This is a genomic window from Hydrogenophaga sp. (genome assembly GCF_965657535.1).
Classification (GTDB): domain Bacteria; phylum Pseudomonadota; class Gammaproteobacteria; order Burkholderiales; family Burkholderiaceae_C; genus Hydrogenophaga.
In genome coordinates, this window is record NZ_CBFHOP010000006.1 from 211,087 (window position 1) to 237,884 (window position 26,798).

The window sequence follows — 26,798 nt, forward strand, 5'->3', positions numbered from 1 at the left end:
GTGGATTCCTTTTGTGTGTCAGATCGAGGTGTTTTCAATGAGCAGCGCGATGCCCTGACCGCCGCCTACGCAGGCGCTGGAAATGCCGTAGCGCAGACCTGAGCGCTGCAGTTCACGCGCCAGCGTGAGCGTCAGGCGCACGCCGGTGGCCGCCAGCGGGTGGCCCAGGGCAATGGCACCGCCGTTGACGTTGAGCTTGCTGATGTCCATGCCCAGTTCGCGCGCCACGGCCAGCGTTTGGGCGCCCTGGGCTTCGTTCACCTCAAAGCGGCCAATGTCGGCCAGCGTGAGGCCTGTGCGTTCCAGCAGCAGGCGGATGGCCGGTGCCGGGCCAATGCCCATGATTTCGGGCGGCACGCCCACGGCGGCGCAGGCCACCACGCGCGCCAGCGGCCGCTTGCCGTGGGCTTTGGCGTAGTCGCCAGAAGCCACGACACAGGCCGCCGCCGCGTCCACCAGCGCGGAGCTGTTGCCGCCGGTCTGCACGCCGTCTTCAAACACCGCGCGCAGCTTGGCGAGCACCTCCTTGGGCGAAATGCGGGGGTGGGTGTCGGTGGCTACTTCTGTGGCCTTGCCCTGCAGCTTGATGCCGCGGCTCTTGTAGCCCGCGAGTTCGAACTTTTCGGTGACCACGGGCACGATCTCGCCCGCCAGGAAGCCGCTTTCCTGCGCGGCCACGGCCTTGGCAAACGAGTCGGACGCGAACTGGTCCACCTCGTCGCGGGTGATGCCGTACTTCTTGGCCAGGTTCTCGGCGGTCTGGATCATGTTGATGCCAGCGGCCGGGTCCTTCAGCGCTTCCCACATGTAGTCCTTGAAGCCCACCGGGCTGCCCAGCTTGAAGCCGGTGCGGTGGTCAAACGCGGCAATGGGGTTGCGCGTCATGCTTTCGGTGCCCACCACCAGCGCGGCGTCGCACGCACCGCCCTGGATGTGTTCACCGGCCTGGCGGAACAGCTCGAAGCCGGTGCCGCAGATGCGCTGCGCCATGATCGCCGGCACCTCCACAGGCACCCCGGCGTACAGCCCGATGTGGCGCGGCAGAAAGAACTGGTCGAAGTCGCCCGGCGCCATGTTGCCAGTGACCACCGAGCCAATGTCAGCACCCGGCACGCCGGCACGCGTCAGCGCCTCACGCGCCGCCTTGATGCCCAGGTCGGTCGGGGAAATGTGACCCAGCGCACCGCAGTAATCCACCATCGGGGTGCGCACGCCGTCGAGGATGTGCACGTCGTGGAACGCGTTGAAAAAACCTTTGGTTGCCATGTGATGTCCTTTGTTTTTGCTACAAGGTGTCCGAAGTGCAGGCCTGAACCCAGGATGCGGCGGAACCGGCTTTGCCGGGCCGCTTGCATCGCCCCTTGGGGGGTGGCGCTGCAGGCGGCGCGGGGGGGCGTCAAGTCCTGCGGCGCGGGGGGTGTCAGGTCCTGCGACGCGGGTTGTTATTCCGGCTTCAAGATGTAGTGAAGACCATCACTGTGCAGCTTGGCCACGGTGTCGGCCCGGTGCGTCAGCACGGCGCGCTGGTTGATGGAGCCCTTGTCGGTGATTTCGCCGCGGTCGATGGTGGGTGGGTCGGCCAGCAAACACATCCGTGCGATGCGGTTGGCGCTGCCGGTGGCGGTGGCGGCCAAGTCGTTCAGCACGGTTTGAAAATGCGCCAGCACGGCGGGGTGGTCCAGCACCTCGTGCAAGGAAACGTCAGCGCCCAAGCCGCTGAGTTTGCGGACTGCCGGGGTGGGGAACACCATGGCACCCACTTCTTTCAGGTTGATGCCGGTGAGCACCACGTCCTGGATGAAGGGCGCGCCAGCGGCAATGATCTTGGCGCGCAGCGGGCCCACGCTCACAAAGGTGCCGGTGGCGAGCTTGAAGTCCTCGGCAATGCGGCCGTCAAACTTCAGACCCTGGTGGATGTCGGTCTCGTCGATCCACTTCACGGCGTCGCCGGTTTTGAAGAAACCCTCGTCGTCGAACGCGTCAGCGGTCTCGGCCGGCTGGCGCCAGTAGCCCGGCGTGATGTTGGGGCCCTTGTAGCGCACCTCGGTTTTGCCTTCGGCGTCCACCAGCTTGAGTTCCATGCCGGGCGTGGGCAGGCCCAGGTCGCCCGCCTTCACGTTGGGGCTGGTCACAAAAATGCCAAACGGGCCAGACTCGGTCATGCCCAGGCCAGTGCCCATGACGATGCGCTCGCCAATCTCTTGCTCGGCGCTGTCAAACAGGCTGTCCCATACCGGCTGGGCCAGCGCGGCGCCGGCATAGAAGAACATCTTCACCCGCGACAGCAGCGTCTTGCGCAACAGGCGCCCCTCGTCGTTGTCTGCCTTCATGGCGTGGGCAATTGCCTCGAAGCCGGTGGGCACGTTGAAGTACACCGTGGGCGCCACCTCGCGCAGGTTGCGCAGGGTCTCATTCATCAGGGCTGGTGTGGGCTTGCCATCGTCAATGAACAGCGTGCCGCCGTGGTACACGACCATGCCAAAGTTGTGGTTGCCGCCGAAGGTGTGGTTCCAGGGCAGCCAGTCCACCAGCACCAGGGGTTCTTCGGCCAGCACAGGCATGGACTCGGCCATTTGCTGCTGGTTGGCGCACCACAGGCGCTGCGTGTTGATGACCGCCTTGGGCATCTTGGTGGAACCCGAGGTGAACAGAAACTTGGCGATGGTGTCGGGCCCGGTGGCGGCCATGGCGGCGTCCACCGCCGGGGTGGGCTCGGTGGCGAGCAGCGCGGCAAACGAGGTGGTGGCACGGCCGGGCACCGTGCCTTCGGTGCAGACCAGCTCCACGTCTTCGCCCACGGTGGCCAGCATGGCACGGGCGTAGCGGTTGGCGTCGCTGGCAAACACCAGCCCAGGCGTGAGCGTCTTCACCACATGGTGCAGCTTGTCGAAGTCCTGGCTGATGAGCGAGTAGGGCGGCGAGGTGGGGCAATAAGCGATGCCAGCGTAGAGGCAGCCCAGCGCCAGCAGCGCGTGCTCCAAGTCGTTCTCGCTCAAGATCAGCACCGGGCGCTCGGCGCTCAGGCCGCGGTTCAGCAGGCCCTGGCCAATGCGGCGTGCCGCATCCAGCGCTTGGGCGAAGCTGATGTGGCGCCAGTCGCCGGTGCTGCCGTCGGCGTTTTTCACGCGCCGGGCAAACAGGGTTTGCTCGGGCCGCACCTGGGCCCAGTGCATCAGCCGGTCGGTCAGCCGCTCGGGGTAGGGCGGCAGCGTGTTGTCGGCGCGCAGGTAGTGCACACCGGTTTCGCCGTCGCGCAGGACGGCGCGGGTCACACCGAAGGTCAGGGGGCGGTATGTCGATGCAGTCATCTCTTGTCTCCGTTTTCTTGTCTGTCCTGCGCGGGCTGTTTCCGGCGCGCGTGTCTCAACTGAGGCATGCCGAGGAACCGGCTCCGCGGGGCCTCCGGCATGCGCCCTCGCCTTAAAGGGAGGGAAGCCGCAGGCGGCGCCGGGGGTTACTTCTGGACTTTTGCCGCCTTGCCTTCCAGGAAGGCCCGGACGCGTTCTTTGGCCTCTGGCGCGCTTTGTGCGATCGAAGCCATCAGCGCTTCGGTGAACAGGCCGTGGTCGCTGGGCTGCTCGGCAATGCGCGGCAGCGCGTGCATCAGCGCGTAGTTGGTCAGCGGTGCGTTGCTGGCGATGCGGGTGGCCAGTTCAATGGCTTTGTCCAGAGCGGTGCCAGTGGGCACGAGGTACTGCGCCAAGCCAACGCGCTCACCGTCGGCAGCGTTGTACACGCGGCCGGTGAACATCATGTCGGCCATGCGGGCTGCACCAATCAGCTTGGGCACGCGCACCGAGCCACCGCCGCCCACAAAAATACCGCGGGTGCCCTCGGGCAGTGCATAGAAGGTGGACTCGTCGGCCACGCGGATGTGGCAGGCGCTGGCCAGCTCCAGGCCGCCGCCCACCACCGCGCCGTGCAACGCTGCCACCACCGGTACGGTGCCTTTTTCAACGCAGTCGAGCGCGGCATGCCACATGCGCGAGTGCAACACGCCTTCACCGGCATCGCGCTCGCTCAGTTCTGACAGGTCCAGTCCGGCACAAAAATGGTCGCCGTTGCCGTTGACCACGGCGGCACGCACGCTCTTGGGCAGGTTCTGGAACACGTCGCGAATGGCGAGGATCAGGCCGTCGTTGAGGGCGTTGCGTTTGGTGGCGCGGTTGAGGGTGATCACAGCCACTTCGGCTCGCTCGCCACGCAGGCTCAGACTCAGGTCGGGGTTGTTGGTGGTCATGTTGGTGCGGTTAAATCGGGCTTGTTGAGTGCTTGCATTATTGTTATAAACAATAACCAAAACAAGTTCCAGACCCACTTTTTTGCACCCGTATTTACCCTTAGAACGGAGACGCCATGGACCACAAAAACCTGATCGCCATTGACATTCACACCCATGCCGAGGTGAGTTGCCGCAACCCGTTTGACAACTACGGCGAGGAGTACGACCGCGCCGCCGACAAATTTTTTGGCAGCAACAGGCGGCCCACGATCGCAGAGACCGTCGCCTATTACCGCGAACGAAAAATGGGTCTGGTGATGTTCACGGTGGACAGCGAAAGCCAGCTCGGCCGCCGCCGCATTCCCAACGAGGAAATAGCCCAGGCCGCGCGGGAAAACAGCGACATGATGGTGGCCTTCGCCAGCATCGACCCGCACAAGGGCAAGATGGGCGCACGCGAAGCTGAGCGCCTGATCAAAGAAGAAGGCGTGAAGGGCTTCAAGTTCCACCCCACGGTGCAGGGCTACCACCCCTACGACAAGATGGCCTGGCCGATTTACGAGGTGATCAACGCGCACAAGCTGCCGGCCATTTTTCACACCGGCCACAGCGGCATCGGCTCGGGGATGCGCTGCGGCGGCGGGCTGCGGCTGGAATACAGCAACCCCATGCACCTGGACGACGTGGCGATTGACTTCCCCGACATGCAGATCGTCATGGCCCACCCCAGCTTCCCCTGGCAAGACGAAGCGCTGAGCGTGGCCACGCACAAGCCCAATGTGTGGATCGACCTGAGCGGCTGGAGCCCCAAATATTTTCCCAAGCAGCTGGTGCAGTACGCCAACACGCTGCTGAAAGACCGTGTCTTGTTTGGCAGCGACTACCCGCTGATCACGCCCGAGCGCTGGATGAAAGATTTCGAAGTGGCCGGTTTCAAGCCCGAGGTGATGCCCGGTATTTTGAAAGGCAACGCGGTGCGCCTGCTGGGTTTGGCTGACTGAACTCTCGCTGAGGGCCGCGCTTCCCGGTCAGCCGCGCAGCTTCCCGTTGGATACAGAAAAGTCATGGATTACCCTGATTTGGTCATAAATCAGGCCAAAAATCCATTTTTCTGTATACATTTCGGCCCATGAACACCGCCGCCGCCGAATGGTCTGAAGCTTCTGCCGTGCCCTTGGCCGCCAGCGGCGAGAGTGTGCAGGTGCGCGCGCTGTTGCAGTTGCGTGAGCTGATCTTGTCGGGCGAGCTCGCCGGTGGCACCCGCATTGCCGAGCTGGCCATCGTCGAGCGGCTGGGGGTTTCGCGCACGCCGGTGCGTGCCGCGCTGCTGCGTCTGGAGCAAGAAGGGCTGCTGCAAGCCCTGCCCAACGGGGGCTACAGCGTGCAGTCGTTCACCGAACGCGACATTGCCGACGGCATTGAACTGCGCGGCACGCTGGAAGGCTTGCTGGCCCGGTTGGCCGCAGAACGGGGCGCGCCGGCGGCACTGCTGGCGCAAGCCCGCCAGTGCCTGGCCCAAATTGACGTGGCGCTGTCCACGCCCACGCTCAACGACGAAAAATTTTCCAGCTACGTGGCGCTCAACAGCCGCTTTCATGCGCTGCTCTACGACATGGCCGCCAGCCCCACCATTTCGCGCCAGTTGGAGCGGGCCGCGAGCCTGCCGTTTGCATCACCTTCGGGTTTTGTGGTGCTGCAGTCGCACTCATCCCGCGCGCGCGACATGCTGGTGGTGGCGCAAGACCAGCACCGCCAAGTGCTCGACGCCATTGAGCAGCGCGAGGGCGCGCGGGCCGAGTCCATCATGCGCGAGCACTCGCGCCTGGCCCGCCGCAACCTGGCCGAGGTGCTGGCTGGCCATGCGCCTGAACATGCGCCCGCGTCCATGCCGTCTTTCAAGTTGATTCGCCGCCGTTCGTGAAGTCGGCACCTCTTTCACCATCCACCGAGTTTTTTTTAAAGGAGATAGCCATGAAATTCATTCCACGCCGAACCGCCCTGGCCGCCCTGGGCGCCGTTGCCACCACCTTGCTGGCCGGCCCTGTGGCCGCGCAGCAGGTGGTGACCTTGCGCCTGCACCAGATGCTGCCGCCGCAGGCCACCATTCCGGCCAAAGCGCTGATTCCCTGGGCGCAAAAAGTGGAAGCCGAGTCCGGCGGCAAGATCAAGGTGCAGCTGTTCCACGCCATGGCGTTGGGCGGCGCGCCGCCGCAGCTGTTTGATCAGGCCCGCGACGGCGTCGTGGACCTAACCTGGACCGTGCTGGGTTACACCCCCGGCCGTTTCAACAAGGCCGAGGTGTTTGAATTGCCCTTCATGAGCGGTTCGGCCGAGCAGTCTTCCCAGGCGTTTCAGGAATACGTAGAGAAGTACGCCGCTGACGAGTTCAGCTCGGTGAAGCTGATCGCGGTGCACACCCACGGCCCCGGACTGTTCCACACCAAGACGCCGGTGACCGGACTGGAGAGCTTGCGCGGCATGAAGGTGCGGGGCGGCTCGCGCATCATCAACAACATGCTGACCAAGCTGGGCGCCACGCCGGTGGGCATGCCGGTGCCCGCAGTGACCGAAGCGTTGTCCAAAGGCGTGATCGACGGCACCACGATTCCGTGGGAAGTGACCCCCGCCCTGAAGGTGAGCGAGCTGGTGAAGAACCACACCACCTTTGCTGGCGACCGTGGTCTTTACACCCAGACCTTTGCGTTCTCGATGAACAAAGCTTCTTACGAGAAGCTACCGGCTGACCTGAAAAAGGTGATCGACAACAATTCGGGCCTGCCAGCCGCTGCGATGTTTGGCCGCGCCATGGATGAGGGCGACAAAGCCGGTCGAGCCATTGCCGAAAAGGCAGGCAACAACATCGTGGCGCTGGATGCGGCTGAGACGCAGCGCTGGCGCCGCACGGCCGCCACGGTGGAAACCGACTGGATCAACGAAGTGAAGGCCAAGAACATCGACGGCGCCAAGCTCGCCGCCGAAGCCCGCGCGCTGATCGCCAAATACAGCAAATAAGACTGCGGCGCTGCGTGCCGTGGCTCTGATGGGGTTGCCCGGTGTGCATCGGGCAACCCCTTTTTGTTGCTGCGTTCGGTGGGAGGCTGGCCGAGGCCAAGGCTGCCGCACCGCAAGCTGTGGACGGCCCAACCTCGCCTTTGGGCGCGTCCCATGCTGAGAATCGATGGATGGGTTAGAGGCATGCCGTTCTGGCATAACTGAAAGACGCCTTCGGGTCTGGTTGAAGCGTGCAAACCTCGGCACAGTGCAACATGGACAGGCTGCAATGATGCGGCCCGCGATACAAACCGCCTTCAGGCGAGCGATGCGGTCAGGAATTTCGATAGGTAAAACAAGTTTTACATTGGGAAACTGTGGGCTATAGTCTCGGGCGCGCTGCAAGGCACGTTCTAGCCCGTGCAACAGTCTGGGAGACAATCTCACCCCCAGCGCCCACTCACCACAAGGACCCGTTGATGATTGACTGGATTTACCGAACCGCCAAATGGACCGCGATGGCCGGCGGTGTGATGTTAAGTGCCCTGACATTGATGGTCGTGGCCAGTGTGGCCGGGCGTGCCCTGATTGGTGTGGGCTTGGGGCCGGTGCCGGGCGACTTTGAGCTGGTCGAGGTGGGTGTGGGCATTGCCATCTTTTTCTTCATGCCCTGGTGCTACCTGCGCGGTGGCCATGCCACGGTGGACTTGCTCTACATGCATGTGCCGCGCTGGGCGCAAAAGGCAATCGACACCCTCAGCGACGTCTTGATGCTGCTGGTCTGGCTCATGCTGACCTGGAAGCTCTGGGACGGCCTGGTGGAGAAGAAGGAATACATGGAAACCACCTTCATCTTGCAGATGCCGGTGTGGTGGGCCTATGCCCTGTGTTTCGTGGGTGCGGTGATTGGTTGCGCTTGCTACATCGCCAAAACCCTGACCCAGCTGGGTCTGGCGTCTGAGCCCAAGGGCTGGACCACCGAAGCCAACGCGGGACACTGAACATGAGCAACGTTGAACTCGCCCTCTGGTCCTTCCCGGTCCTGCTGTTCCTGATCTTTATCCGCATTCCGATTGGCTTGTCCATGCTGGTGTGCGGTCTGGCTGGCGCCTGGGTGGTGTACGGCTCGTATGTGCCGATCCTGAACCAACTCAAGCAGGTCACCTACAGCACCTTCTCCAGCTATTCGCTGTCGGTCATCCCGCTGTTTCTGCTCATGGGCCAGTTTGCTGCGTTGGGTGGCTTGTCCCAGGCCTTGTTCAAGGCGGCTGAAGCCTGGATTGGCCACCGCAAAGGGGGGGTGGCCATGGCGGCTGTGGGTGCTTGCGCCGGCTTTGGCGCCATTTGCGGCTCGTCGCTGGCCACAGCGGCCACCATGGGCCAGGTGGCGCTGCCCGAGCTCAAGCGCGCGGGCTACGCCGGTGGCATCTCCACGGCGGCGTTGGCAGCCGGCGGCACGCTGGGTATTCTGATTCCGCCGTCGGTCGTGCTGGTGATTTACGCCATCTTGACCGAGCAGAACATCGCCAAGTTGTTCCTGGCGGCGTTCGTGCCGGGCCTTCTGGCGGCCATTGGTTACATGATCGTGATTGCGATTTATGCCCGGGTGAGGCCCAAAGAAGTGGGCTCCATGGCGCCCATGCCCATGAAAGACCGGTGGATTGCCACCGCCAAGGTGTGGCCGGTCATGCTTATTTTCATTGCGGTCGTGGGTGGTATCTACACCGGACTGTTCACGCCCACCGAGGGTGCGGCCATCGGCGCCTTTGGTACCGGGCTGGCGGCCTGGTTCAGTGGTGGTCTCAACCGCAAGACCCTGATGGGCGCCATTCTGGGTACCGCGGTAGCCACCGGCATGATTTTCATGATCGTGTTGGGTGCCGGCGTCTACAACACCTTCCTTGCGCTTTCACAACTGCCGCAAGAAGCGGCGCAAATGGTGGCGGGGTCGGGGCTGAACCCGTGGGTGGTGCTGGTCTGTGTGCTGCTGTTGTATGTGGTGTTGGGCTGCTTCATGGACTCGCTGTCCATGATCCTGCTGACCATTCCGGTGTTTTTCCCCATCGTTTCGGTGCTCGACTTCGGTCTGCCTCCCGAAGAGTTCGCCATCTGGTTCGGCATCCTGGTGCTGATCGTGGTGGAGGTGGGACTGATCACGCCGCCGGTGGGCATGAACCTGTTTGTCATCAACTCGATGGCGCGCGACACCCCCATCACCCAGACCTACCGCGCCATCATGCCGTTCGTGGCCAGCGACTTCATCCGTACCGCGATTCTGGTGGCCTTCCCTGGCATCACACTGTTTGTCTTGCGGCTCTAGGCAGCTGCTGAGCCCCCTGAGAAGTGACCCACCCTAGAGGGCTTGCACTGCGGTGCAAGCCCTTTTGCTTGGTTGCTCGGGCGCCGATAAAGCGGCAATACCAGGGGCGCCTTGCGCCCGTTCGAGCGGCTCCACCACACCAATCCCCTTCGACAAAGACCGATCCCTATGCTCGATATCCTGGCCATCACCGGTCCCATTTACCTGTGTATCGCGGCCGGCTATGCCAGTGTGCGCTGGAACCTCTTCAGCAAAGCCGACATGCGCGTATTTGGCAAGTTCGTCATCCAGATCGCGTTGCCCGCGCTGCTGTTCAATGCACTGGCCTCGCGACCACTGGGTGAGGTGATCCACCTCGGTTATTTGGTGGCGTTCGCGGCGGGCTCCGTGGTGTTGATGCTCAGCGCTCTGTGGTTTGCCCAGAAAGTGCAGGGCAAAAGCCTGACCGAAAGTGCCTACGTGGCCATGGGCATGACGTGTTCCAACAGCGGCTATGTGGGCTACCCGGTGATGCTGCTGCTGTTTGGCCCGCTGGCGGGTGTGGTGTTGGCGCTCAACCTGCTGGTTGAAAACCTCCTCAAGCTGCCTTTCTTGTTTGCTGTGGCCGACGCGGGCGCGCACCCCGGCGAGCGGGTTTCTCTGGGGCACACCTTGCGCCAGACCGCTGAGCGGCTGGTGCGCAACCCCATGATCGTCGCCATAGTGGCGGGCTTTCTGGTGTCGTTGTTCGGATGGTCGCTGCCCTCGGTGCTCGCCCGCACCGTGACCCTGTTTTCAGCGGCCAGCGGTGGGTTGGCCCTGTTCATCATTGGTGGCACGCTGGTGGGGCTGCAGGTCAAAGGCCTGCGCCGGCAGGTGTCCCTGGTTGCGTTGGGCAAGTTGCTGCTGCACCCGCTGTCGGTGTGGGCCGCGGTGGTGTTGCTGCCCTTGCTGGGTTTGCCGGCGGTGGACGGCGACCTGCGGGCAGCGGCGGTGCTGTCGGCCGCCATGCCGATGCTGGGTATTTATTCGATCTTGGCGCAGCGCCATGGGTTTGAGGCCTTCACCTCGGCCGCGCTGCTGGCCACCACGGCGGCGTCGTTTTTCAGCCTCAGCGGCGTCCTATGGCTCATGCGCCACAGCCCGGGCTGGCTGGCTGCATAAAGCCAGGTGTTCCCATTCAAGCCGCGTTGACCGCCTCAAGCGTCTGGCGTATCAGCGCCAGCGTGGTCTGCTGGGTGAGCGTGGCAGGCCGCAGCGAGCTGGTGGCCAGGCACAGGCGGGTGCGCAATGCGGGTTCGCAGACGGGGCGCGTCTGGTAGCTTGACGGGCGAATGGAGCTGGCCACCGCGTTGCGCGAGAGCAGTGCTGCGCCAGCGCCGTCGGTGACCAGGTCGAGAATGGCCGAGACACCGTCAATTTCCAGCGCCACGATGGGCCTGCAACCGATGTTGGCCATTTCCGTTTCCACATGCATGCGCACAGCGTTGGGGCGGCTCGGAATCACCAGCGGCAGCGCGGCCACATCGCGCAGCGCAATGGGGCCAGGCGGTGGGTCTTCGGGCAAGCCGGGCGGGCGGGGCTGTATCAGCACCAATTCCTCGTCTTGCAGCGGGCTGATTTCGATCTCGGGCGCGGGCTGCGCGTTGTACAGCACCGCAATGTCGAGCCGGCCTGTGCTCAGCCATTCCTGCATGGTGACCGACAGGCCTTCGCTGATGGAGATGCTGGCCTCAGGCAGCTGGGCGCGAAAGGCCCGTGTGAGCGGCACCGTCAGCACCCGCGCCAGACTGGGTGGCAGGCCAATGGCCACGCGTCCGGCGAGCGAGCCTCGCACCCGGCCCAGCTCTTCGCGGGCGCGCTCGACCTGGTGCAGAATGCCGCGCCCATGCTCCAGCAGCAGCTTGCCCGCTTCGGTGGGCGTGGCTCCTCGGCCGTTGCGCAGCAGCAGGTTTTGTCGCAGCTCCACTTCCAGCAGCCGCACCTGGCGCGACAGCGCGGGCTGCGCCACGTCCAGTGCCACGGCGGCCCGGGTGAAGCTGCCCAGCTCCGCCACACGCACAAAGTACTCCAGCTGTTTCAAGTCCATGGCGGGGTTTCTGATATATCAAAATGGAATGGCTAATAGTATGGTATTCCACTTGTGGTTTGGCAGGTGATGGCGACAATGGGGCGCATGTCTACCACCACCCTGCCTGGTTCCAAGCCGATTTGCGGCATTTCTTCCATGGCCACCCGCCTGGTGCTGGCCGAGCTGGTGTCTGCCTACGGGCAGCGCAGCAGCGCCTCGGTGGCCATCGAGTCGGTGGGGGGGGTGGACGCCGCCAGGCGCGTCATGGCCGACGAAGCGTTTGACCTGGTGGTGCTCGCTTCTGACGCGATGCAAAAGCTGTTGGCCGCAGGCAAACTGGTGCCGGGAACCTTGGTGGATCTGGTGCATTCGGGGGTAGCAGTGGCCGTGAAAGCCGGCGCCGTTCCCCCCGATATCGGATCGGAAGACGCCGTGCGCCAGGCCGTGCTGGCCGCGCGCACCATCAGCTATTCCACGGGCCCCAGCGGGGTGGCCCTGGCGGCTTTGTTTGAGCGCTGGGGAATTGCTGACGCGGTGCGCGACCGCATCGTGCAGGCCCCGCCTGGCGTACCGGTGGGCACGCTGGTGGCGCGGGGCGAGGTGGAGCTGGGTTTTCAACAGCTGAGCGAACTGCTGCACGTGCAGGGTATCACGCTGCTGGGGCCGCTGCCGCCTGCCATTCAGATCACCACCACCTTCACCGCTGGCGTGGGCGCCAACGCCGCCCAACCCGATGCGGCACGCGCCCTGATCGCGTTCATGGCCTCCACCGAAGCCGCTGAAGCCAAACGCCGCCAGGGCATGGACCCCGCCTGATTTCTCTCCGTTGACCCGTTCACTCCGCACCGACAGGACACCCCATGAGCCAGAAAACCCCCCTCATCATCGACTGCCACGGCCACTACACCACCGCGCCCAAGGCGCTGGAGAACTGGCGCAATGCCCAGATCGCCGGCATCAAGGACCCGGCCGCCATGCCGAAGGTGAGCGACCTCAAGATCAGCGACGATGAACTGCGCGAGTCCATCGAGACCAACCAGCTGCGTCTGATGAAAGAGCGCGGCTCGGACATCACCATCTTCAGCCCGCGCGCCAGCTTCATGGCGCACCACATCGGCGACTTCAATGTGTCGTCGACCTGGGCCGCGATCTGCAACGAGCTGTGCTACCGCGTCTCGCAGCTGTTCCCCGACCATTTCGTGCCCGCCGCGATGCTGCCGCAGTCGCCTGGCGTGGACCCAGCCACCTGCATTCCCGAACTGGTCAAGTGCGTGGAGCAGTACGGCAACGTCGGCCTGAACCTCAACCCCGATCCCTCGGGTGGCCACTGGACCAGCCCGCCGCTGACCGACCGGGCCTGGTACCCCATCTACGAGAAGATGGTGGAGTACGACATCCCGGCCATGGTGCACGTGAGCACCAGTTGCAACGCCTGCTTCCACACCACCGGTGCGCACTACCTGAACGCCGACACCACGGCCTTCATGCAGCTGATGCAGGGCGACCTGTTCAAGGACTTCCCGACCTTGAAGTTCATCGTGCCGCACGGCGGCGGCGCGGTGCCCTACCACTGGGGCCGCTTCCGTGGCCTGGCGCAAGAGCTGAAGAAGCCCCTGCTCAAAGACCACCTGCTGAACAACGTGTTCTTTGACACCTGCGTGTACCACCAGCCGGGCATCGACCTGCTGACCAAGGTGATCCCGGTGGACAACATCCTGTTTGCTTCGGAAATGATCGGCGCCGTGCGCGGCATCGACCCCGAGACCGGCCATTACTTCGACGACACCAAGCGCTACATCGAAGCCAGCACCATCGTCGTGGGCGATGACCGCTACAAGGTGTACGAAGGCAACGCGCGGCGTGTGTTCCCGCGGCTGGATGCGGTCCTGAAATCCAAAGGCATGTAACTTGTAAGCACACCACCCTGGCATGTGGTGGGTGTGCGTTTTGCGTAGGTCAAGGAGGAGCCCGCGAAGCGGGCGGGGGACACGAAGCAAAACGCGCGCACACCGCAGGCCGCTCATCGAAGGAGAAAACCATATGTACGAACTGGGCGTCGTTTACCGCAACATCAACCGCGCCGACCGCGCAGCCGCCGATGGACTGGCCGCCCTCGGCTCGGCCACCGTGCACGAAGCCATGGGCCGCGTGGGTTTGCTCAAGCCCTATATGCGCCCGATCCAGACCGGTGTGCAGGTCTCGGGCACGGCCATCACCGTGCTGCTGCAGCCCGGTGACAACTGGATGATGCACGTGGCCGCCGAACAAATTCAGCCAGGCGACATCGTGGTCGCAACCGTCACGGCCGAATGCACCGATGGCTATTTCGGCGATCTGCTGGCCACGTCGTTCCAGGCGCGGGGCGCCCGCGGTCTGGTCATTGACGCCGGTGTGCGCGACGTGAAGACGCTCAAGGAAATGAATTTCCCGGTCTGGTCCAAGGCCATCAGCAGCAAGGGCACCATCAAGGCCACGCTGGGCTCGGTGAACATCCCCATTGTCTGCGCCGGCATGCTGGTGACGCCCGGCGACGTGATCGTGGCGGACGACGATGGCGTGGTCTGCGTGCCCGCCGCGCGTGCGGCCGAGACGCTGGCCGCCGCGATCAAGCGCGAGAGCTTCGAGGGCGAGAAGCGCGACAAGCTGGCTTCCGGCATCCTGGGGCTGGACATGTACAAGATGCGCGAGCCGCTGGCCGCTGCTGGCTTGAAATACATCGATTGAACTTGGATTCACCCCTGCCGCGCTGCGCGCGACCCCCTCAAGGGGGCAACACCAGCGGCCCGGCAAAGCCGGTTCCGCGGTGTTTCTTGATAGGTTCACTTCACGCAGAGGGATTTGCAAATGACTAAACCCACTTCCGGTGACTTCACCAAAACCGCAGGCTGGATGGACTGGTACACCGGCCCGTCCAAGCCCCGCTTTCAACTGCCCGCCGGCGCAGTGGACGCCCACTGCCATGTGTTCGGCCCTGGCGGCGAGTTCCCCTACGCGCCCGAGCGCAAGTACACGCCCTGCGATGCATCGAAGCACGAGTTGTATGCGCTGCGCGACCACCTGGGCTTTGCCCGCAACGTGGTGGTGCAGGCCACCTGCCACGGCGCCGACAACCGCGCCATGGTGGATGCCTGCCTGTCCAGCGGCGGCAAGGCGCGTGGCGTGGCCACCGTCAAGCGCTCGATCACAGACGAAGAGCTGCAGGCCTTGCATGCGGCCGGTGTGCGCGGGGTGCGCTTCAACTTCGTCAAGCGCCTGGTGGACTTCACGCCCAAGGACGAGTTGATGGAGATCGCCGGCCGCATCGCCAAGCTGGGCTGGCACGTGGTCATCTACTTTGAGGCAGTGGACCTGCCCGAGCTGTGGGACTTCTTCACCGCGCTGCCCACCACCGTGGTGGTGGACCACATGGGTCGGCCCGATGTGTCGCTGCCGGTGGACGGCCCGCAGTTCGCGCTGTTCGAAAAGTTCATGCGCGAGCACACCAACGTGTGGAGCAAGGTGAGCTGCCCCGAGCGCCTGTCGGTCACCGGCCCCAAGGCACTGAACGGCGAGCAGAATGCGTACACCGATGTGATCCCGTTTGCGAAACGCATCGTCGAGCAGTTCCCTGACCGCGTGCTCTGGGGCACCGACTGGCCGCACCCCAACCTGAAAGACCACATGCCCGATGACGGTTTGCTGGTGGACTTTATTCCGCACATTGCGCCGACCGCCGAGCTTCAAAAGAAGTTGCTGGTAACGAACCCCATGAAACTTTATTGGCCAGAGGAGGTTTGAACATGGCACTCGATAAACCCTACCAAGACGTGCCCGGCACGATCATCTTTGACGCCGAGCAATCGCGCAAAGGCTACTGGCTCAACCAGTTCTGCATGTCGCTTATGAAGGCTGAAAACCGCGAGCGTTTCAAGGCCGACCAGCGCGCCTACCTGGACGAATGGCCGATGACCGAAGAGCAGAAGCAGGCCGTGCTCGCGCGCGATCTCAACTGGTGCATGCGCACCGGCGGCAACATCTATTTTCTCGCCAAGATCGGCGCCACCGACGGCAAGAGCTTCCAGCAGATGGCGGGCTCCATGACCGGCATGACCGAAACCGAATACCGCGACATGATGATCAAGGGCGGGCGCAGCGTCGAAGGCAACCGCGTTGTCGGCGAAGACGGCGACGCACAGGCGCACCGGCAACCCCAAGGAAAGCACTGACATGGCACGCATCACCGCATCCGTTTTTACCTCGCACGTGCCCGCCATCGGGGCGGCGCTGGACCTGGGCAAGACGCAAGAGGACTACTGGAAACCCGTGTTCGCTGGCTACGACTTCTCCAAGCAGTGGATGAAGGACAACAAGCCCGACGTCATCTTCCTCGTCTACAACGACCACGCCACGGCCTTCAGTCTGGAGATGATTCCCACCTTCGCCATCGGCACGGCCGCCGAGTTCACGCCGGCCGACGAGGGCTGGGGCCCGCGCCCGGTGCCCAAGGTTGTCGGCCACCCGGATCTGGCCTCGCACATCGCGCAGAGCGTGATCCAGCAGGACTTTGACCTCACCATCGTCAACAAGATGGACGTGGACCACGGCCTGACCGTGCCGCTGTCGCTGATGTGCGGCGAGCTCGATCCGGTCAAGGATGCCTGGCCCTGCCCGGTGATCCCGTTCGCGGTGAACGTGGTGCAGTACCCCGTGCCCTCGGGCAAGCGCTGCTTCATGCTCGGCCAGGCCATCCGCAAGGCGGTGGAAAGTTATGACGAAGACCTGAATGTGCACATCTGGGGCACGGGCGGCATGAGCCACCAGTTGCAGGGCGCGCGCGCCGGCCTCATCAACCGCGCGTGGGACAACGCCTGGCTCGACCAGATGATTGCCGACCCGGTGGCCTGCGCCAACACGCCGCACATCGACTACGTGCGCGAAGCCGGCAGCGAAGGCATCGAACTCGTGATGTGGCTGATCGCCCGCGGCGCCATGTCCGACATCGTCGACGGCAAGGTGCAGGGGCCTGCGCCGACCGTGAAGCACCGCTTCTACCATGTGCCTGCCAGCAACACCGCCGTGGGCCATCTCATCCTGGAGAACAACTGACATGACCATCAAAGTAGCCCTCGCCGGCGCCGGCGCCTTCGGCATCAAGCACCTGGACGGCATCAAAAACATCGACGGCGTTGAAGTCGTGTCGCTGATCAGCCGCGACCTGGACAAGACCAAGGAAGTCGCAGCCCAATACGGCATCGGCCACGTCACCACCAGGCTCGAAGACAGCCTGGCGATGAAGGAAGTCGACGCGGTCATCCTCTGCACACCGACGCAGATGCACGCCGAGCAGACCCTGGCCTGCCTGAAGGCTGGCAAGCACGTGCAGGTCGAGATCCCGCTGGCCGACAGCCTCAAGGGTGCCGAAGACGTGGTGGCGCTGCAGAAGCAGACCGGCCTGGTGGCCATGTGCGGCCACACCCGCCGCTTCAACCCCAGCCATCAGTATGTGAACCAGGAAATCACAGCGGGCCGCTTCAACATCCAGCAGATGGATGTGCAGACCTTCTTTTTCCGCCGCACCAACACCAACGCGCTGGGCCAGGCCCGCAGCTGGACCGACCACCTGCTGTGGCACCACGCCGCCCACACCGTGGACCTGTTCGCCTACCAGTGCAACAGCCCGATCGTGCAGGCCAACGCCATCCAGGGCCCGATCCACCCGGCCCTGGGCATTGCCATGGACATGAGCATCCAGCTCAAGGCCGCCAACGGCGCCATCTGCACGCTGAGCCTCTCGTTCAACAACGACGGCCCGCTGGGCACCTTCTTCCGCTACATCGGCGACACAGCGACCTACATTGCGCGCTACGACGACCTGTTCACCGGCAGGGAAGAGAAGATTGACGTGTCGAAGGTGGCCGTCTCCATGAACGGCATCGAACTGCAAGACCGCGAGTTCTTCGCCGCCATCCAAGAGGGCCGCGAGCCGAATTCGAGCGTGGCCAAGGTGTTCAACTGCTACCAGGTGCTGCATAACCTGGAACAGCAACTCAATGCCTGATTGATCCCGACGGATTGATCGCTCAAAGCACAATGGGGTCAGACCACTCGCCGCGCAGCGGTGATGTGCTCTGACCCCTTTTTGCGCGTCACGAGGAAACAAAAAAATGCAACAACGCCAACTCGGCCCCTTCAGCGTCAGCGCCATCGGCCTGGGCTGCATGAACATTTGCCACGCCTACGGCGCACCGGTGTCCGAACAACAGGCCGAACGCGTGCTGCTGGCCGCGCTGGACGCGGGTGTGACGCACTTCGACACAGCGGCGCTTTACGGCTTTGGCGCCAGCGAAACACTGCTGGGCAAATACCTCTCGAAACACCGCTCGAAGTTCACACTGGCCAGCAAATGTGGCATGCAGGGCGTGCCCAACGCCGATGGCGTGAAGGTGCGTGTGATCGACGGGCGGCCCGACACGATCAAGGCCACCTGCGAAGACGCCTTGAAGCGCCTGCAGACCGACGTGATCGACCTGTATTACTTGCACCGCTGGGACAAGCAGGTGCCCGTTGAAGAAAGCGTGGGCGCGTTGGGCGACCTGGTGCGCGCGGGCAAGATCCGCAGCATCGGCCTGAGCGAAGTCTCGGCCGCCACGCTGCGCAAGGCCCACGCCGAACACCCCATTGCTGCGCTGCAAACCGAGTATTCGCTGTGGACGCGCAACCCCGAGATTGCGGTGCTGCAGGCCTGCCGCGAGCTGGGCGTGAGTTTCGTGGCCTTCAGCCCGGTGGCGCGCGGCTTTTTGTGCGCACCGATGGACGTGAGTGCCTTTGACGCCAAAGACATCCGCCGCAGCATGCCGCGCTTTGCGCCAGAAAACCATGCGCGCAACATGGCGCTGCTGCCGGCTTATGGCGCCATCGCGGCCGAGGTGGGCTGCACGCCATCACAGCTGGCCATTGCATGGCTGCTGCACCAGGGCGACGACATCTTGCCCATACCCGGCACCACCCGCGTGGACCATCTGCTGGACGACCTGGGCGCCGCCAACGTGGTGCTGAGCAGCGACGTGTTGGCCCGCCTGAACGCACTGATCAACCAGCACACCGTGCACGGTGATCGCTACAACGCGCAAGCCAACAGCGAGGTGGACACCGAGGTGTTTTGAGCCGACGGGCTGAAACAAAACGACATAAACCGCAACCGCGCTGACACCCAGCGCCTGCGGTGCGCGGGCACCATGACGGTCATGTTCAACACGTCTTTGAAAGGACCACCGTCATGAAAACCTGGATCAAACGCACCCTCATTGGCCTCACCGCCGCCACCGTCGTTTTGGGTGGCCTCAGCGCCTGCGGCTCTCGGGGCGACCATGCCCGCGGCTGGAGCGAAGACCGCGTGACCGAGATGCGTGGCAAAGTGATTGACAAGGTCAGCAGCAAGCTCGAACTCAACGCCGAGCAAAAGCAGAAGCTCGGGGTGCTGGCCGACGAAATGATTGCCTCGCGCAAGGCTTTTCGGGGCGAAGGTGCCGACCCGCGCGCCGACCTGAAAGCGCTGGTGGCCAGCGACAAGTTTGACCGCACCAAAGCCCAGGCCCTGCTGGACCAGAAAATGCAGGTGATGCAAGGCAACGGCCCCAAGATGCTCAGCGCCTTTGGCGATTTTTACGACAGCTTGAACGCCGAGCAGCAAAAGCAGGTGCGCGAGCGCATGGACAAGCGCGGCCACGGCTGGTGGGGTCGGGGCTGATTGCTGCGGTCTGAAAGCAGCCGCCATGTCGCCCGCATTCGCTCCCATTCACCACCTGGCGCAGCAGAGCAGGGCCCATGGCCCGGCCTTGCTGGCCGGGGCTGAAGACCCCCACGCCGAGCTGCTGGCCCTGGTGTGGGGCCCGCGCTTTGACCGACAGCACGCGATCGACCTCTGGTCGCGGCTCTCGCAACAGCAACCGGCCCAAGCGCTGCCGGTGTTGCCGGCGCTGCTCTCGGCGGCCGACCGTTTTGACACCCTGGGCGCTCCGGTTCAACACCGGCTGCGCCGCCTGATCTTGCGGCACCGCGCAGCGGCAGCCCAGACAACACGATTCCCCGCCGGGCAGCCCCAAGGCGAAACGGTCTCTTGGGGGGCCGCCACCCGCGAAACGGTGGAGCCCCGGCCGTTCACCTCCCGTGAAAGAACGCTGGGGCGCCTGTCAGAATGACTCCATGAACCGCATCCTGCTGATCGATGACGACGAGCAATTGGGGCCGCCGCTGGCTACGTATTTCCAGCGTTTCGAGCTGCAGCTCACCCACGCCACGCGCCCCAGCGAGGGCCTGGCGCTGCTGCGCAGCCACCCGTTTGACGCAGCGATTCTGGACGTGATGCTGCCCGAGATGGACGGCTTTGAACTCTGCCGCACCATCCGCAAAGACAGCGACATTCCCATCGTCATGCTCACCGCGCGGGGCGATGTGATGGACCGGGTGGTGGGGCTGGAGCTGGGCGCAGACCACTACCTGCCCAAGCCCTTTGAGCCGCGCGAGCTGGTGGCCTGCATTCAGACGGTGCTGCGCCGGCGCAAGCCCCCGGGCCAACCTCTGGCGGTTCACCAGAGCGCGGCCCCCACGCTGCGCTTTGACGGGCTGGACATCGACACCGCGCGCCGCAGCGTTACACGCCAAGGCCACGAGGTGGAGCTGACCGGCACCGAATACGAGCTGCTGCTGTTGCTGGCCCGCGACCCCGGCAAGGTGTTCAGCCGCGACGACATCTTGAACCAGCTGCGCGGCCACGAGGCCGATCTGTACACCCGCGCGGTGGACATTGTGGTGAGCCGCTTGCGCAAAAAACTGGAGCCGCTGGACTGCATCAAAACCCTGCGCAACGCCGGCTACTCGCTGGCCTTGCGCCGCCGGCCTGTTTGACGTGAATCACGCCCGCAGCGCCCCGCGCCACCCCCGAGGGGGCGGCACCAGCCAGCCGGCAAAGTCAGCCAGGCGGTGCCCTGGGCTGTGCCACTGCGTGCGCGGGTTGGGCCCTGCGGCGCCTTGCAAAACGAATACGCCATGAACTCCCCGCCCTCGTCCTGGAAGCGCGCCAAACAGCGCATCGCCCACTCCATCAAGCTGCGTTTGGTGCTGGTGTTTCTGCTGCTGGCGGCAGCCATGACCTTCGTGTTTTTCACCGGCGCGCAAAAGGCATTTTCTGTGGGTTGGCGCGAAGCGGCGCGCCCGCTGCTCATGGACTATGTGGACCGGCTGGCGGGCGACATCACCAGCCAAGGACTGCCCAATGTGGAACGCGCGCATGCGATGACCGAGCGCTTGCCGCTCACCGTGCGCATAGATGGCCCGCAGGTGCGCTGGGCTTCGCACCCCGATCAGCACCAGCCCGAATGGCAGCGCGGGGGCAGCGAGGCCGGCGATAGCGACGGCGAAGCCCAGCGTTGGCAACACGAAAACTGGGGTGGTGGAAAAGACTGGCAACGCATTTTGAAGCGCACCACGGCCGACGGCCACATCATCGAATTTGGCATCAACGAAGACGTGTTTGAGCGCCGCCCGCGCCTCATTGGCTTCGCGCTCACGGCGCTGCTCTTGCTCACGCTGCTGGCCTGGCTGTATGTGCGGCGCCTGCTCAAGCCGCTGGACGCCATCGGGGCGGGTGCGCGCCGCTTTGGCGCGGGCGACTTCAGCCAGCCCATACCCGAGCGCTGCTGCAAGGCCCACGACGAACTGGGTGAACTCGCCCTCACCATCAACACCATGGGGCGCGACATCCACCGCATGCTGGAAGCCAAGCGCGCTTTGCTGCTCGCCATCAGCCACGAACTGCGCAGCCCGCTCACCCGCGCCCGGCTCAATACCGAGCTGCTGCCCGAAACCGCCGAGGTGAACCCGCAGCGCCAGGCCCTGCTGCGCGACCTGCAGGAAATGGCCGGCCTCATCACCGATTTGCTGGAAAGCGAGCGCCTGGCGGCCAACCACACCGCGCTGCAGCGCGAGCCGGTGGCGCTGGCTGTGCTGGCGCAAGAGGTGGTGGCCGAGGTGCTGGCCCGCCAACCCGTGCGCGCCGATGTCAGGCCCGAGATCATCCTGCAAGCCGACCCCCACCTGCCCCTGCTGCCGCTGGACCCGGCCCGCATGCGCCTGCTGCTGCGCAACCTGCTCGACAACGCGCTGCGCCACAGCACCGGCGCACCGCTGCCGCCCGAACTGCACCTGCGCGCCGTGGGCCAGGGCATTGAGCTTGAGGTACGCGACCACGGCCCCGGCGTGCCGGCCGACCAACTGCCGCACCTGGCCGAACCCTTCTTCCGCCCCGACACCGCGCGCACCCGCGCCCAGGGCGGCGTGGGGCTGGGGCTGTATCTGTGCAAGCTGGTGGCGCAGGCGCATGGCGGCACGTTGGCGGTGCGCAATGCGGCGCCCGGGCTGGCCGTCACGGTGACGCTGCCGGGCGCTTGAGTGGCTGACCGTGAGCGCCGGGTTTGACGTGTGTCAGCCCCAGGTCGGGCGGGCTGTGCCATGCTGAAAACATGAATACGCCATCACTGCCCGGCTTCGCCACCACCCCCACCCGCTTCCTGTTTTTCACCGGCAAGGGCGGCGTGGGCAAGACCTCGCTCTCTACCGCTACCGCCATTGCTCTGGCCGACGCGGGCAAGCGCGTGCTGCTGGTCAGCACCGATGCCGCTTCCAACCTGGACGAAATGCTCGGCGTGCCGCTGTCCAACCAGGCGGTGGCGGTGCCCGGTGTGCCGGGCCTGCACATGCTCAACATCGACCCCGACACCGCCGCCGAGGCCTACCGCCAGCGCGTGCTGGCGCAGCTGGAAGCCAGCGCCAGCGACGAAGAGCGCCAGACCGTGCGCGAACAGCTCTCGGGCGCGTGCACCACCGAGATCGCCGCCTTCGACGAATTTGCCGCCTTGCTGGCGGGCGAGGGCGGTGAAAGCGCTTACGACCACGTGGTGTTTGACACCGCGCCCACCGGCCACACCTTGCGCCTGCTCAGCTTGCCCAAGGCCTGGACCGGCTTCCTCGCTGGCAACGACCGCGGCGCCTCGTGCCTGGGCCCGCACTCGGGCCTGAAGATGCAAGAAGCCCGCTTCAACGCCGCCCTGCAGGCGTTGAGCAACCCCGCGCTCACCACCGTGGTGCTGGTGACCCGGCCCGACCCGCGGCCCATGCAAGAAGCCGCACGCACCGCCGAAGAGCTGAGCCAACTGGGCCTGGGCAACCAGCGCCTCGCCGTCAACGGCGTGTTTCACGCCACCGCCGCCCAAGACCCCATGGCCCAGGCCATTGAAGCGCTGGGCCGCCAGGCGCTGCAGGACATGCCCGACGCGCTCGCCCGCCTGCCGCGCGACGAAGTGCCGCTGCGCGCCTTCGACACGGTGGGCCTGCCCGCGCTGCGGGCGCTGCTGCAGGGGGGCGCCGTGGCATCACCTGCAGCGGTTTCCGATGCCCCCGTGCTGCCCGCCGAGCCGCTGCCGAAAATGGTCGACGAACTCGCCGCTGTGGGCCACGGCCTCATCATGGTCATGGGCAAAGGCGGCGTGGGAAAAACGACGGTTGCTGCTGCGCTCGCCGTGGGTCTGGTGCAGCGCGGCCACAGCGTGCACCTGACCACCACCGACCCGGCCGCCCATGTGGCCGACGCACTGAACGGCAGTCTGAACGGCCTCAAGGTCGGTCGCATCGACCCCAAGGCCGAAACCGCCGCCTACATCGCCAAGATCATGGCCACGCGCGGCAAGGCGCTGGACGAGCAAGGCCAGGCCCTGCTGCTTGAAGACCTGCAGTCTCCCTGCACCGAAGAAGTGGCCGTGTTCCACGCCTTCAGCCGCGTCGTCAACGAAGCGCGTTCGTCGTTCGTGGTGCTCGACACCGCACCCACCGGCCACAGCCTGCTGCTGATGGACGCCACCGGCGCCTACCACCGCCAGATGGTGCAGCAATACGAAGGCAAGACCGAAGGCCAGGGTCTGCACATCATCACGCCGCTCATGCGCCTGCAAGACGGCAGCATGACGCGCGTGATCATCGTCACCCTGCCCGAAGTGACGCCCGTCAGCCAGGCCGCCGCCCTGCAAGACGACCTGCGCCGCGCGAAGATTGAACCCTGGGCCTGGGTGATCAACAAAAGCATGGCCGCCACCGGCACGGCCGACCCCCTGCTGCAAGCGCGGCTGGCAGGCGAGGTGCGCCAGAGCGAACGCATTGCCACCGGCTTGGCCAAGCGCACCTTTGTGTTGCCCTGGTTGCCCGAGCCGCCGGTGGGCGTGCAGGCCTTGGCACGTTTGGTTTAGTGGCTCGGCGGTGGCCCCCTAGAATGCAACAAGAGGAAACAACGATAAAGCCGACTGAATGACGCCCGAGGCCCGCGCCCGCCAGACCATTGACGCGCTGCTCATCGCAGCGGACTGGCACGTGTGCGATGTGGCCAGCGCCAACATTCGCGCGGCTGCCGGTGTCGCTATTCGCGAGTTCCCGCTCAACCCCGGCCACGGCTTTACCGACTACCTGCTCTACGTCAACGGCAAGGCGTGCGGCGTGATCGAAGCCAAGAAAGCCGGCGCCACCCTCAGCGGCGTGGAAGTGCAAAGCGCCCGCTACGCCCAGGGCCTGCCGGCCAGCCTTCCCGCCTGGCGCCGGCCGCTGCCCTTCGTGTTTGAGTCCACCGGGGTCGAAACCCGTTTCACCAACGGGCTCGACCCGTCGCCCCGTGCCCGCCCGCTGTTTGCCTTTTTTCGGCCAGAGATGCTGGTGCAGTGGCTGCAAACGGCGGTGCCTGCGTCTCCCAACCACATCGCACCGGGCACCCAGCCCACCGACGAACCGCCGGCGAGTTACCTGCCCAGCGGCACATTCCTCGCCCGTTTGCAACACCGTCCCCCGCTGGTCACCGAATGGGGCCAGGGCGGCGCCCACTTCAAGCTCTGGCCCGCGCAGATCACCGCCATCAACAACCTGGAGAAGAGCCTGGCCGCCAACAAGCCGCGCGCCCTCATCCAGATGGCCACCGGCAGCGGCAAGACCTTCACCGCCATCAGCGCCATCTACCGGCTCATCAAGTTCGGTGGGGCGCGCCGCGTGCTCTTTCTGGTGGACCGGGGCAACCTCGCGCGCCAGACCAAGAAAGAGTTCGACGCGTACGCCAGCCCGCACAACGCCTACAAGTTCGGCGAAGAGTTCATCGTCCAGCACCTGCAAAGCAGCCAGGTGGACAAGAACGCCCGCGTGGTCATCTGCACCATCCAGCGCATGTTCAGCCTGCTCAAGGGCCGGGAGCTGGCCGAAGAAGACGACGAAGTGTCTTTTCTCCCTCTCCCGCTTGCGGGAGAGGGCGGGGGTGAGGGCGGCTTGTTCAAAGACCCCGAACCCATTGGCTACAACCCGGCCCTGCCCATCGAGAGCTTCGACATCGTCATCACCGACGAAGCCCACCGCAGCATCTACAACCTGTGGCGCCAGGTGCTGGAGTACTTTGACGCCTACCTCATCGGCCTCACCGCCACGCCCAACAAACAGACCTTCGGCTTCTTCAACCAGAACCTGGTCATGGAATACGGCCACGCCCAGGCCGTGGCCGACGGCGTCAACGTCAACTACGACGTCTACCGCATCAAAACCGAAGTGACCGAGCAGGGCGCCAGGGTGGACAAAGGCTACTGGTTGGAAACGCAAGACAAAGCCACCCGCCGCAAGACCGCCTGGCAGCTCGACGACGACTTTGAATACCGCCCCGAAGAGCTGGACCGCGCCGTGCAGACGCCTGACCAGATCCGCACCGTGGTGCGCACGCTGCGCGACCGCTGGCAGGCCGAGCTGTTCCCGCAGCGCAGCGAGCTGCCCAAGACCCTGGTCTTTGCCAAAGACGACAACCACGCCGAAAAAATCGTCGAAATCTTGCGCGAGGAGTTTGGCCGCGGCAACGAATTCGCCCAGAAGATCACTTACAGAACGACCGGCACCAGCCCCGAACAGCTCATCAAAGACTTCCGCACCGCCTACTACCCGCGCGTGGCCGTCACGGTGGACATGATCGCCACCGGCACCGACATCAAGCCGGTGGAAATCGTCATGTTCATGCGCAGCGTCAAAAGCCGCAGCTTCTTTGAACAGATGAAAGGCCGTGGCGTGCGCGTGTGCAGAGATGACGATCTGCGCAGCGTCAACCCCGGCGAACACGTGCGCAAAGACCACTTCGTCATCGTCGACTGCGTGGGCGTGTGCGAACGCGACAAGACCGACAGCCGCCCCATGGACAGCCAAAAAGCCGTGCCGCTGGACAAACTGCTGCAGGCCGTGGCCCTGGGCAATGTGGAGGGCGACGTCATCAGCAGCGTGGCCGTGCGCCTGACCCGGCTGGACCGCGACGTGAGCGACGCCGACCAGGCCAGGGTGATGGAGGCCAGCGGGGGCAAAAGCCTGCGCGACATCGCCCGCGGCCTGGTGCAGGCGCTGGAAACCGCGCGCGACGAAGACACCCCGCCCCAGCAGGCCGAAGCCGCGTTGCAACACGCTACCGAGCCCCTGGCCAACCCCGCGCTGCGCGAGCTGATCTTGAAGCTCAAGCAGAAAGCCGACCTCGTCATCGACACCATCACCAAAGACGAACTGATCGGCGCCGGTTTCACCGAAGCCAGCGACCGCGCCCAGCAACTGGTGCAAAGCTTCGAAGCCTTCATCCAGCAGCACAAAGACGAAATCACCGCGCTGCAAATCCTCTACAACCGCCCGGTGCGCGCGCCGCTCAAGTTTGAAGACATCCGGCTTCTCGCCGACGCGCTGCACGCCCCGCCGCACCTCATCGACGAAAGCGCTCTCTGGCAGGCCTACGCCGCGCTGCAAAAAGGCAAGGTGAAAGGGAGCCACCAGAAACGGCTGCTCACCGACATCGTCAGCCTGGTGCGCTTTGCCATGCAGCAAGACAACGAACTGGTGCCGTACCCCGAGCGCGTGCAGGCCAACTTCAAGGCCTGGCTGGCGCAGCAGAATTCACTCCCTCTCCCGCCTGCGGGAGAGGGCAGGGGTGAGGGCTCCCCGCATCCCACCTTCACACAAGAACAAATTCACTGGCTAGAAATGATCCGCGACCACATCGCCGCCAACCTCGGCATTGAACTGGAAGACTTCGACTACGCCCCCTTCAGCCAGCAAGGCGGCCTGGGCCGCGTGCACCAGCTGTTTGGCGAACAGCTGGTGCAGGTGATGGATGAGCTGAACCGGGAGCTGGTGGCGTGAGGGAG

The 26,798-nt window shown here is 64.7% G+C and carries 24 protein-coding genes; 20 read left to right on the forward strand and 4 right to left on the reverse strand.

The window, feature by feature from the left end; genetic code table 11:
- Positions 1-18 precede the first annotated feature (18 nt).
- The 3 genes from ACTG4K_RS12660 to ACTG4K_RS12670 form a co-directional block, all read right to left on the reverse strand.
- Entirely contained in the window at positions 19-1,266 is a 1,248-nt protein-coding gene (locus tag ACTG4K_RS12660; RefSeq protein ID WP_439114566.1) for a thiolase family protein, read from the reverse strand.
- A gap of 176 nt (positions 1,267-1,442) precedes the next feature.
- Positions 1,443-3,308, reverse strand: coding sequence for a feruloyl-CoA synthase (locus ACTG4K_RS12665; protein ID WP_439114567.1), 1,866 nt, complete (start codon positions 3,306-3,308; stop codon positions 1,443-1,445).
- 146 nt (positions 3,309-3,454) lie between these two features.
- Positions 3,455-4,240: a crotonase/enoyl-CoA hydratase family protein gene (locus ACTG4K_RS12670; protein WP_439114568.1), complete on the reverse strand. Its 786-nt coding sequence runs from the start codon at positions 4,238-4,240 to the stop codon at positions 3,455-3,457.
- Between the two features lie 116 nt (positions 4,241-4,356).
- Between ACTG4K_RS12670 and ACTG4K_RS12675 the strand changes: the two genes are divergently transcribed.
- The 6 genes from ACTG4K_RS12675 (at position 4,357) to ACTG4K_RS12700 (ending at position 10,676) form a co-directional block, all read left to right on the forward strand.
- On the forward strand, positions 4,357-5,223 hold the full coding sequence (locus ACTG4K_RS12675) for an amidohydrolase family protein (RefSeq protein ID WP_439114569.1): 867 nt from the start codon (positions 4,357-4,359) through the stop codon (positions 5,221-5,223).
- Positions 5,224-5,351: 128 nt separating this feature from the next.
- Positions 5,352-6,143 (forward strand): GntR family transcriptional regulator, encoded by a 792-nt coding sequence (locus ACTG4K_RS12680; protein ID WP_439114570.1) that lies wholly within the window; start codon positions 5,352-5,354, stop codon positions 6,141-6,143.
- Between the two features lie 50 nt (positions 6,144-6,193).
- Entirely contained in the window at positions 6,194-7,234 is a 1,041-nt protein-coding gene (locus tag ACTG4K_RS12685; RefSeq protein WP_439114571.1) for a TRAP transporter substrate-binding protein, read from the forward strand.
- 458 nt (positions 7,235-7,692) lie between these two features.
- Positions 7,693-8,214: a TRAP transporter small permease gene (locus tag ACTG4K_RS12690; RefSeq protein ID WP_439114572.1), complete on the forward strand. Its 522-nt coding sequence runs from the start codon at positions 7,693-7,695 to the stop codon at positions 8,212-8,214.
- A 2-nt stretch (positions 8,215-8,216) separates the two neighbouring features.
- Positions 8,217-9,533: a TRAP transporter large permease gene (locus ACTG4K_RS12695; protein ID WP_439114573.1), complete on the forward strand. Its 1,317-nt coding sequence runs from the start codon at positions 8,217-8,219 to the stop codon at positions 9,531-9,533.
- Positions 9,534-9,701: 168 nt separating this feature from the next.
- Positions 9,702-10,676, forward strand: a complete 975-nt coding sequence (locus ACTG4K_RS12700; protein ID WP_439114574.1) for an AEC family transporter — start codon at positions 9,702-9,704, stop codon at positions 10,674-10,676.
- Positions 10,677-10,692: 16 nt separating this feature from the next.
- Here the strand turns inward: ACTG4K_RS12700 and ACTG4K_RS12705 are convergent, their stop codons facing one another.
- Entirely contained in the window at positions 10,693-11,601 is a 909-nt protein-coding gene (locus ACTG4K_RS12705) for a LysR substrate-binding domain-containing protein (RefSeq protein WP_439114575.1), read from the reverse strand.
- 87 nt (positions 11,602-11,688) lie between these two features.
- Here ACTG4K_RS12705 and ACTG4K_RS12710 point away from each other — a divergent pair, with 87 nt between their 5' ends.
- The 14 genes from ACTG4K_RS12710 to ACTG4K_RS12775 all read left to right on the forward strand — a co-directional run bounded on the left by ACTG4K_RS12710 (position 11,689) and on the right by ACTG4K_RS12775 (position 26,793).
- On the forward strand, positions 11,689-12,399 hold the full coding sequence (locus tag ACTG4K_RS12710) for a substrate-binding domain-containing protein (protein WP_439114576.1): 711 nt from the start codon (positions 11,689-11,691) through the stop codon (positions 12,397-12,399).
- 44 nt (positions 12,400-12,443) lie between these two features.
- Positions 12,444-13,490 (forward strand): amidohydrolase family protein, encoded by a 1,047-nt coding sequence (locus tag ACTG4K_RS12715; protein WP_439114577.1) that lies wholly within the window; start codon positions 12,444-12,446, stop codon positions 13,488-13,490.
- A 133-nt stretch (positions 13,491-13,623) separates the two neighbouring features.
- The gene (ligK, locus tag ACTG4K_RS12720) at positions 13,624-14,307 is read left to right on the forward strand and encodes a 4-carboxy-4-hydroxy-2-oxoadipate aldolase/oxaloacetate decarboxylase (protein WP_439114578.1); all 684 of its coding nucleotides are present in this window, start codon (positions 13,624-13,626) and stop codon (positions 14,305-14,307) included.
- A gap of 120 nt (positions 14,308-14,427) precedes the next feature.
- Entirely contained in the window at positions 14,428-15,360 is a 933-nt protein-coding gene (locus tag ACTG4K_RS12725) for an amidohydrolase family protein (protein WP_439114579.1), read from the forward strand.
- Between the two features lie 2 nt (positions 15,361-15,362).
- Positions 15,363-15,788: a protocatechuate 4,5-dioxygenase subunit alpha gene (gene ligA, locus ACTG4K_RS12730; protein WP_439114580.1), complete on the forward strand. Its 426-nt coding sequence runs from the start codon at positions 15,363-15,365 to the stop codon at positions 15,786-15,788.
- A 1-nt stretch (position 15,789) separates the two neighbouring features.
- Positions 15,790-16,668 carry a class III extradiol dioxygenase subunit beta gene (locus tag ACTG4K_RS12735; RefSeq protein WP_439114581.1) on the forward strand — a complete coding sequence of 293 codons (879 nt, stop codon included), beginning with the start codon at positions 15,790-15,792 and terminating at the stop codon, positions 16,666-16,668.
- A 1-nt stretch (position 16,669) separates the two neighbouring features.
- Positions 16,670-17,620 carry a Gfo/Idh/MocA family oxidoreductase gene (locus ACTG4K_RS12740; RefSeq protein ID WP_439114582.1) on the forward strand — a complete coding sequence of 317 codons (951 nt, stop codon included), beginning with the start codon at positions 16,670-16,672 and terminating at the stop codon, positions 17,618-17,620.
- A gap of 106 nt (positions 17,621-17,726) precedes the next feature.
- Positions 17,727-18,725, forward strand: coding sequence for an aldo/keto reductase (locus ACTG4K_RS12745; protein WP_439114583.1), 999 nt, complete (start codon positions 17,727-17,729; stop codon positions 18,723-18,725).
- Positions 18,726-18,838: 113 nt separating this feature from the next.
- Positions 18,839-19,309, forward strand: a complete 471-nt coding sequence (locus ACTG4K_RS12750; RefSeq protein ID WP_439114584.1) for a Spy/CpxP family protein refolding chaperone — start codon at positions 18,839-18,841, stop codon at positions 19,307-19,309.
- Between the two features lie 25 nt (positions 19,310-19,334).
- The gene (locus ACTG4K_RS12755) at positions 19,335-19,760 is read left to right on the forward strand and encodes a hypothetical protein (protein WP_439114585.1); all 426 of its coding nucleotides are present in this window, start codon (positions 19,335-19,337) and stop codon (positions 19,758-19,760) included.
- A gap of 4 nt (positions 19,761-19,764) precedes the next feature.
- Positions 19,765-20,466: a response regulator transcription factor gene (locus ACTG4K_RS12760; protein ID WP_439114586.1), complete on the forward strand. Its 702-nt coding sequence runs from the start codon at positions 19,765-19,767 to the stop codon at positions 20,464-20,466.
- A 141-nt stretch (positions 20,467-20,607) separates the two neighbouring features.
- Positions 20,608-22,008 carry a HAMP domain-containing sensor histidine kinase gene (locus ACTG4K_RS12765; RefSeq protein WP_439114587.1) on the forward strand — a complete coding sequence of 467 codons (1,401 nt, stop codon included), beginning with the start codon at positions 20,608-20,610 and terminating at the stop codon, positions 22,006-22,008.
- Between the two features lie 71 nt (positions 22,009-22,079).
- Positions 22,080-23,855: an arsenical pump-driving ATPase gene (arsA, locus tag ACTG4K_RS12770; RefSeq protein WP_439114588.1), complete on the forward strand. Its 1,776-nt coding sequence runs from the start codon at positions 22,080-22,082 to the stop codon at positions 23,853-23,855.
- 58 nt (positions 23,856-23,913) lie between these two features.
- The gene (locus ACTG4K_RS12775) at positions 23,914-26,793 is read left to right on the forward strand and encodes a type I restriction endonuclease subunit R (protein ID WP_439114589.1); all 2,880 of its coding nucleotides are present in this window, start codon (positions 23,914-23,916) and stop codon (positions 26,791-26,793) included.
- Positions 26,794-26,798: the final 5 nt, after the last annotated feature.